At 69.5% G+C, this 8,203-nt stretch carries 6 protein-coding genes; 1 reads left to right on the top strand and 5 read right to left on the bottom strand.

Features of this window, described 5'->3' with window-relative positions; all coding sequences use genetic code 11:
• The 5 genes from mobB to uvrB all read right to left on the bottom strand — a co-directional run.
• The coding region (gene mobB, locus ACTOWL_RS37070; protein ID WP_441326327.1) for a molybdopterin-guanine dinucleotide biosynthesis protein B at positions 1-342 on the bottom strand (342 nt) is incomplete at its 3' end.
• A 6-nt stretch (positions 343-348) separates the two neighbouring features.
• Positions 349-966, bottom strand: a complete 618-nt coding sequence (gene pgsA, locus ACTOWL_RS37075; protein ID WP_441326328.1) for a CDP-diacylglycerol--glycerol-3-phosphate 3-phosphatidyltransferase — start codon at positions 964-966, stop codon at positions 349-351.
• Between the two features lie 48 nt (positions 967-1,014).
• Positions 1,015-2,886, bottom strand: coding sequence for an excinuclease ABC subunit UvrC (uvrC, locus tag ACTOWL_RS37080; protein WP_441326332.1), 1,872 nt, complete (start codon positions 2,884-2,886; stop codon positions 1,015-1,017).
• A gap of 583 nt (positions 2,887-3,469) precedes the next feature.
• Positions 3,470-4,288: an SDR family oxidoreductase gene (locus ACTOWL_RS37085; protein ID WP_441326329.1), complete on the bottom strand. Its 819-nt coding sequence runs from the start codon at positions 4,286-4,288 to the stop codon at positions 3,470-3,472.
• A gap of 4 nt (positions 4,289-4,292) precedes the next feature.
• Positions 4,293-6,548, bottom strand: coding sequence for an excinuclease ABC subunit UvrB (uvrB, locus tag ACTOWL_RS37090; RefSeq protein ID WP_441326330.1), 2,256 nt, complete (start codon positions 6,546-6,548; stop codon positions 4,293-4,295).
• Positions 6,549-6,746: 198 nt separating this feature from the next.
• On the opposite strand from uvrB, the gene ACTOWL_RS37095 reads away from it, so the two are divergent.
• The coding region (locus tag ACTOWL_RS37095) for an MFS transporter (protein ID WP_441326331.1) at positions 6,747-8,203 on the top strand (1,457 nt) is incomplete at its 3' end.

Genomic DNA, 8,203 nt, shown 5'->3' on the forward strand with positions numbered 1-8,203 from the left:
CCGCCACACCTCCAGCTTCGGATAGGCCTCGCGCTTGAAGCCCTCGACCAGCACCAAATCGACCGGCTGCAGCTTCGCCAGCAGCGCCGCCAGCGGCGGCTCGGCGGCGCCGCGATGCTCATGCATCAGCGCCCAGCGCCGGTCGGAGGAGACCAGCACCTCGGTCGCCCCGGCCTCGCGGTGGCGCCAACTGTCCTTGCCGGGCTGGTCGACATCGAAGTCGTGATGTGCGTGCTTGACCGTGGAGACGGTCAGCCCGCGGCCGATCAGCGCGGGAATCAGCTTCGCCAGCAGCGTCGTCTTGCCGCTGCCGCTCCAGCCGGCGATGCCAAGCACGCGCATGAGGCTTTAGCCGAAGGTGCCGGCGGCCTTGGCCGGAGGCGGGCCGCGCGGGTCCTCGGTGATGGCCTGGCGCACGCCTTCGCGCAGATAGCTCCAGCCGGTCACCAGGGTCAGCACCGCGGCGACCCAGATCCCGGCAATGCCGATCTCGGTCACCGGCACCTGGCCGTTGAAGGCGCGGGTGCCGGCGTCGCCGACGATCAGGAAGCCGATCGCCAGCATCTGGATCGTGGTCTTCCACTTGGCCAGGGCGGTGACCGGCAGGCCGCGCGCATTCATCCCGGCCAGGAACTCGCGCAGGCCGGAGATCAGCACCTCGCGCAGCAGGATGATCACGGCCGGGATGATCGACCAGCCCTGCAGCCGGCCGAAGGCGGCCAGCATGAACAGGACGGCGGTGACCAGCATCTTGTCCGCGATCGGGTCGAGCAGCCGGCCGATCGGTGAGGTCTCGTTCCAGGCCCGCGCCAGCTTGCCGTCGAGATAGTCGGTGATGGCGGCGGCGGCGTAGATGGCAAGACAGGTCCATGACGCCCAGGAGGCGGGCACGTAAAACAGCGCGATCAGCACGGGAATGGCCGCGATGCGCGAGTAGGTCAGGAGGTTCGGCAGGCTGGTAACCATGGCGACGGCACTGACTTCAGGGGCTTGTGAACGCTAGCACAAGGTGCCTCAGGCGTCGGGGTGGAAATGTCGATAGATCAGCCCAGCGACCGCCTCGCTGATGCCGTCGACCGCCTCGAGGTCCTGCCGGCTGGCGCGGCTGACCTCGCGGGCCGAGCCGAAATGCAGCAGCAGCGCCTTCTTCCGGCGCGGGCCGATGCCCGGGATCTCGTCGATCGGCGAGCGGGCGATGTCGCCCGCGCGCCGGGTGCGCTGGCCGCCGATGACGAAGCGATGGGCCTCGTCGCGCAGCCGCTGCAGGAAGTACAGCACCGGGTCCTTCGGCTCCAGGCTGAAGGGCGGCCGGTCGGCCATGAAGAAGCGTTCCCGCCCGGCGTCGCGGTCCGGCCCCTTGGCGATCGAGACCAGGGCGATCTCGGTCAGGCCGAGCTCGGCGAAGACCTCGCGGACGACTCCGAGCTGGCCCTGGCCGCCGTCGATCAGCACCAGGTCGGGCCAGCCCTCCTGCTCGCGGTCCGGATCCTCCTTCAGCGCCCGGGCGAAGCGGCGGGTCAGCACCTCGCGCATCATCGCGTAGTCGTCGCCGGGGGTCACCGGGCCCTTGATGTTGAACTTGCGATAGGCGGATTTGACGAAGCCGTCCGGCCCGGCGACGATCATGGCGCCGAGCGCGTTGGTGCCGCCCAGATGGCTGTTGTCGTAGACCTCGATCCGGCGCGGCGGCGCGTCCAGGCCGAACACCCGGGCGACGCCCTCCAGCAGCACCGCCTGGGACGCGCTCTCGGCCATGCGGCGGCCCAGCGCCTCGCGGGCGTTGTTCAGCGCATGCTCGATCAGCCGGCGCTTGTCGCCGCGCTTCGGCACCGCGATCTCGACTCGGCGGTCGGCCTTCAGGGTCAGCGCCTCGGCCAGCAGCTCGGTCTCCGCGACCTCGTCGCTGAGCAGAACCAGGGGCGGCGGCGGATGGCTGTCGTAGAACTGGCTCAGGAAGGCGGCCAGGATCTCGTCCCGTTCCGCCGACTTGTCGTGGCTGGGGAAATAGGCGCGGGTGCCGTAGTTGCGGCCGCCGCGGAAGAAATAGACCTGGATGCAGCTGTGGCCGCCGGCCTCGTGGATCGCCAGCGCATCGGCGTCGCCGATGCCCTCGACATTGATGTCCTGGTGCGACTGGACATTGGTCAGGGCCCGGATGCGGTCGCGCCAGCGCGCCGCCTGCTCGAAATCCAGCCGCTCGCTGGCCGCCATCATCTGCTCGCCGAAGCGGGCCTGCACCGTCTGGCTGCGGCCGCTCAGGAAGTCGACCGCGCTCGCCACCTGCTCGGCGTACTGCGCCTCGGTGACATAGCCGACGCAGGGGCCGGTGCAGCGCTTGATCTGGTACTGCAGGCAGGGCCGGCTGCGGGTCGAGAACACCGAATCCGAGCAGTTGCGCAGCAGAAAGGCGCGCTGCAGCGCGGTGATGGTGCGGTTGACCGACCCGGCCGAGGCGAAGGGGCCGAAGAACTGGCCGCTCGGGCCCGTGGCGCCGCGATGCTTGGCGATGCGCGGGAAGGCGTGGTCGCCCGAGATCATGATGTGCGGGAAGGTCTTGTCGTCCCGCATCACCACGTTGTAGCGCGGCTTCAGCCGCTTGATCAGATTGGCTTCGAGCAGCAGCGCCTCGACCTCGGACCGTGTCACCACGAATTCCATGGCGACCGTGTCGGCGATCATGCGCAGCAGGCGCGCCGGCTGCTTGCCGGTCTGGGTGTAGGCGAAGACCCGCTTCTTCAGGTTGCGCGCCTTGCCGACATAGAGGGCGTTGCCGGCCTCGTCGAGCATCCGGTAGACGCCGGGCGAGCTGGGCAGGGTGCGCAGATGGGCCTGGATCACGGCGACCCCGTCGGCGATGCTGTGCGCCCGAGCCCTGGCGCGGCCCACGGGCTTGGGGCGCTCGGGCGGCGGGCCGCCGGGCGGGCCATCGGGTGGAAGGTCGGTGACGGTGTCGCTCATGGCGGCAATGTCGGCCGGTCCGGGCGCCGCTTCAAGACCGGATCGTGAACGCCCAGGTGAGTCGGCAAAGCGATCGGATGACGCTTCGGTGATATCCACCGAATCTGTGGATAACTGTGTGGGGAACCGGCCTTGAGGATGCGGCGATCGAGGCGCCGCCTAAGTGTCATCGTTCTTGCTCAAAAAATGGGCAAAAACGCTAAGCTTCTGAGAAATCGAGATAAATTCCAAGTCAAGTTGAAACACAAGCATCACACACTATGGGCGAGCCGGAAAATTGCGGACGTCTCCGATTCGGATTTCGCCTGTGCACAACTTGCGGTCGTGACGAAGCGGCGAGGCCAGGAAATCCAAGGCGATAGCGGCTACCGCAGAGCGGTCACCCTGCGGCGTCCGGGCGCAGGAGAAGGGTATTCCAGCGCTGCCCCGGCCCGTCACGCGGGTCAAGGGAGGATTGATCGCAAGTTTGAGATAATTCCGATACGAGTCCGGCATCGCACCGCCCCTCTGCTCATTCCATCGGCACGATGCCCCGGCTGGGCTGGGCCCAGCCGAGATGCTCGCCGCCGTCCAGCGCGATCATCTGCCCGGTCATCGCCGGCGCCGACAGGATGAAGCGGATGGCGTCGCAGATCTCCTGCGGCGCGGTCGGCCGGCGCAGCGGCACGGCGTCCCACTGCCTGGCGAAATGCTCCTCGCTCTGGCGGTCGCTCTTCAGCGTCGGGCCGGGGCCGATGCCATTGACCCGGATCTTGGGCGCCAGCGCCTGGGCCAAAGTGCGGGTCAGGGTCCACAGCCCGATCTTGGCCACGGTGTAGGACAGGAAATAGGGGGTCGGGTTCCACACCCGCTGGTCGAGCATGTTGACGACGTTGCCCGGCCAGTCCGCCGGCAGCTGCCGCGCCAGGGCCTGGGTCAGCACCAGGGGGGCGCGCAGATTGGTCTCGATGTGTTCGTCCCAGCTCGCCCGGGTCGCCGTCGCCACCGTGTCCATGCGGAAGGCCGAGGCGTTGTTGACCAGCAGCGACACCGGCCCGCCGAGGCCCTCGGCCGCCTGCGGGATGACGGCCTCGACCTGGGCCTCGTCGGTCAGGTCGGCGCGGATCGCCAGGCCCCGGGTGCCGGCCGCCTCGATGTCGCGGACCGTCTGTGCCGCCTCGTCGGCCGAGCTGTGCCAGGTGATCGCGACCCGCCAGCCCTGCTTGGCGAGGTCGAGCGCGATCGCCCGGCCGATCCGCTTGGCCGCGCCGGTGACGACAGCGACTCGCGGCTCGGCCTTGCCGGTCGGCGGCAGGGGACGTTCGCCCGCTGGACGTTCGGCAGGGCTCATCGGCTCACGGTCCCTTGCGGCGGCGGCCGCCCTTGCGCGGCCTTTCGGTCGGCTTGGCGCCCCCAAGTATTTTTGGCGAGAGCGGCACGCCCTCCAGCGCCGCGGCGTGGCCGTGCGAGCCGACGCGGGCGTGGACGATGAGGCCCGCACCCCCGCCGTCCGACCCCGCGTTGAGGCCCATATCGGCCGCCTCCAGCCGGCGCAGCTCGTCGCGGATCCTGGCCGCCTCCTCGAACTCCAGATTGGCGGCGGCTTCGCGCATCCGCTTCTCCAGGTCGCCGATATGCTCCTTCAGCGACTTGCCGGTCAGGTGCTTGGCGCCGCTGTCGCCGGTCGAGACGGTGACCCGGTCGCCGCGCTCATAGACGCTGTCCAGGATGTCGCCGATCTGCTTCTTGATGCTTTCCGGCGTGATGCCGTGGGCCACGTTGTAGATCTGCTGCTTCTCGCGCCGCCGGTTGGTCTCGCCCAGCGCCGCGGTCATGCTGCCGGTCATGGTGTCGGCATAGAGGATGGCGCGGCCCTCGATGTTGCGGGCGGCGCGGCCGATGGTCTGGATCAGCGAGGTGCGGCTGCGCAGGAAGCCTTCCTTGTCGGCGTCGAGGATGGCGACCAGCCCGACCTCGGGTAGGTCCAGCCCCTCGCGCAGCAGGTTGATGCCGACCAGCACGTCGAACACGCCGAGCCGCAGATCGCGGATGATCTCGATCCGCTCCAGCGTCTCCACGTCGGAATGCAGGTAGCGGACCTTGATGCCGGCCTCGGTCATGTATTCGGTCAGCGCCTCGGCCATCTTCTTGGTCAGGGTGGTGACCAGGGTGCGCAGGCCGCGGGCGATGCCCTCGCGGCATTCGGCCATGACGTCGTCGACCTGGGTCGCGGTCGGCCGGACCAGGACGATCGGGTCGATCAGCCCGGTCGGGCGCACCACCTGCTCGGCGAAGACGCCGCCGGTCCGCTCCATCTCCCAGGGGCCGGGCGTGGCCGAGACGAAGACGCTCTGCGGCCGCATCGCGTCCCATTCCTCGAACTTCAGCGGCCGGTTGTCGCGGCAGGAGGGCAGGCGGAAGCCGTATTCGGCCAGGATGTCCTTGCGCGCCCGGTCGCCGCGGAACATGCCGCCGACCTGCGGCACCATGACATGGCTCTCGTCGACCACCAGCAGCGCGTCCTCGGGCAGGTATTCGAACAGGGTCGGCGGCGGATCTCCCGGCGCCCGCCCGGTCAGGTAGCGGGAATAGTTCTCGATGCCGGCGCAGCTGCCGGTCGCCTCCATCATCTCCAGGTCGAACTGGGTGCGCTGCTCCAGCCGCTGCGCCTCCAGGAGCTTGCCGGTGGCGTTGTACTCCTCCAGCCGCTCCTTCAGCTCCACCCGGATGCCCTTGATCGCCTGCAGCAGCGTCGGCTTCGGCGTGACGTAGTGGCTGTTGGCGTAGATGCGGACCATCTTCAGGCCTGCGAATTTTTCCCCGGTCAGCGGGTCGAACTCGTGGATCGAATCGATCTCGTCGCCGAAGAAGGAGATGCGCCAGGCGCGGTCCTCCAGATGGGCGGGGAAGATCTCGACCGTGTCGCCGCGCACCCGGAAGGTGCCGCGGGCGAAGGCGGTGTCGTTGCGCCGGTACTGGATGTCGACCAGATGCTTCAGCAGCACCTGCCGGTTCAGCCTTTGCCCGGCCTCCAGCGGGATCGTCATCTCGCTGTAGGATTCGACGTCCCCGATGCCGTAGATGCAGGACACCGAGGCGACGATGATGCAGTCGTGCCGCTCCAGCAGCGCCCGGGTGGCCGCGTGGCGCATCCGGTCGATCTGCTCGTTGATCTGGCTTTCCTTCTCGATATAGGTGTCGGTGCGGGCGACGTAGGCTTCCGGCTGGTAGTAGTCGTAGTAGCTGACGAAAAACTCGACCGCGTTCTCCGGGAAGAAGCTCCTGAACTCGCCGTAGAGCTGGGCGGCCAGGGTCTTGTTCGGGGCCAGCACCAGGGTCGGGCGCTGCAGCTTCTGGATCACATGCGCCATGGTGAAGGTCTTGCCCGAGCCGGTGACGCCGAGCAGCACCTGGTCGCGCTCGCCCCGCTCGATCCCGGCCATCAGCTCGGCGATCGCCTCGGGCTGGTCGCCCGCCGGCTTGTAGTCGGAGACCAGCTTGAACGGAGTCGAGCGGTCCTTCTCCGGCAGGGCCGGGCGATGGATCACGACCGGGGCGGTCTCGCCGCGCGGCGAGGCCGGGGTGGGGGAGAGGAGGGGCGCTGAGCTCATGTCGACACTATCGGTCCGGCAAGGGCGGAGGGGAAGGGCCGCCGGCGAAGCGGAACGCGGAAGGGCTGAGGCACCGATAGGAACATATAGGGAACAATGCGTCAAGTGGGGGAGCGGCCCTGCGCGCCGCACGCTTGACAGCACCCGGCCGCGGCTCGTATGCAGAGGATAATTAGTTAACCAAAAGGTTTATCAACCATGCCGGAGGACACGCCCGACACCCTCGCCCCCGGGCCGAGGGCGAACCGTCGCGAATGGATCGGCCTGGCGGTGATCGCGCTGCCCTGCCTGCTCTATTCGATGGACCTGACGGTGCTGAACCTGGCGGTGCCGACGCTGACCGCCGATCTCAGGCCCAGCGCCGCGCAGTTGCTGTGGATCGTCGACATCTACGGCTTCCTGGTGGCGGGGTCGCTGATCACCATGGGCACGCTGGGCGACCGCATCGGCCGCCGCAAGCTGCTGATGATCGGCGCCGCGGTGTTCGGCCTGGCCTCGCTGCTGGCCGCCTTCGCCAACACGGCCGAGACGCTGATCGCGGCCCGGGCGCTGCTCGGCGTCGCCGGGGCCACCGTGGCGCCGTCGACCCTGTCGCTGATCCGGAACATGTTTCACGACCCGCAGCAGCGCACCTTCGCCATCAGCGTCTGGATCACCGGCTATTCGGTCGGCGGCGCCATCGGGCCGCTGCTCGGCGGCGTGATGCTGCAGCATTTCTGGTGGGGCTCGGTGTTCCTGCTGGCGGTGCCGGTGATGGTGCTGGTGCTGATCGTCGCCCCGATCCTGCTGCCGGAGTATCGCGACCCGCAGGCCGGGCGGCTGGACCTGGCCAGCGCGGTGCTGTCGCTGGCGGCGGTGCTGGCCGCGATCTACGGCATCAAGATGCTGGCCGAGGACGGGCCGGGCTGGGCGCCGCTGCTGTGGATCCTGGCCGGCCTCGCCATCGGCACCGCGTTCGTGCGGCGGCAGGCCCGGCTGGACGACCCGCTGATCGACCTGCGCCTGTTCCGGTCGCCGGCCTTCGGCGCGGCGCTGGCGGTCAATGTGCTGGGCCTGTTCGCGGTCTTCGGCACCTTCCTGTTCACGGCGCAGTATCTGCAGCTGGTGCTGGGGCTGTCGCCGCTCGAGGCCGGGCTGTGGACGCTGCCCTCGTCGCTGGCCTTCGTCGCCGGGTCGATGCTGACCCCGATGGCGCTGCGCCGGACCCGGCCGGTGGTGCTGATGACCGGCGGGCTGCTGGTCGCGGCGCTCGGCTTCCTGGCGCTGACCTTGGTCGACCATGTCTCGGGCCCGGCGCTGCTGGCCGGCGCCGCGGTGGTCTTCGCCATCGGGCTGTCGCCGGTGTTCACCCTGACCACCGACCTGATCGTCGGCGCGGCGCCGCCGGAGCGGGCCGGGTCGGCCGCCGCGATCTCCGAGACCGGGGCCGAGTTCGGCGGCGCGCTGGGCATCGCCGTGCTCGGCTGCATCGCCACCGCGCTGTATCGCGGCGTGATGATGGACGGCGGCCCGGCCGGGGTGCCGCCGGAGGCCGCGGAAGCGGCCCGGGCGACGCTGGGCGGCGCCCTGGCGGCGGCGCAGGACCTGTCGGGCGAGGCCGGCCGGGCCCTGGCCGATGCCGCGCGCGGCGCCTTCACCCATGCCTTCGGCCTGGC

This window comes from Inquilinus sp. CA228 (assembly GCF_052078665.1).
Classification (GTDB): Bacteria; Pseudomonadota; Alphaproteobacteria; order DSM-16000; family Inquilinaceae; genus Inquilinus.

Bases quoted from the DNA above. Each gene is read 5' to 3' on its own strand.
- pgsA (WP_441326328.1), bottom strand. From the start codon at position 966: ATGGTTACCAGCCTGCCGAACCTCCTGACCTACTCGCGCATCGCGGCC.
- ACTOWL_RS37085 (WP_441326329.1), bottom strand. From the start codon at position 4,288: ATGAGCCCTGCCGAACGTCCAGCGGGCGAACGTCCCCTGCCGCCGACC.
- uvrB (WP_441326330.1), bottom strand. From the start codon at position 6,548: ATGAGCTCAGCGCCCCTCCTCTCCCCCACCCCGGCCTCGCCGCGCGGC.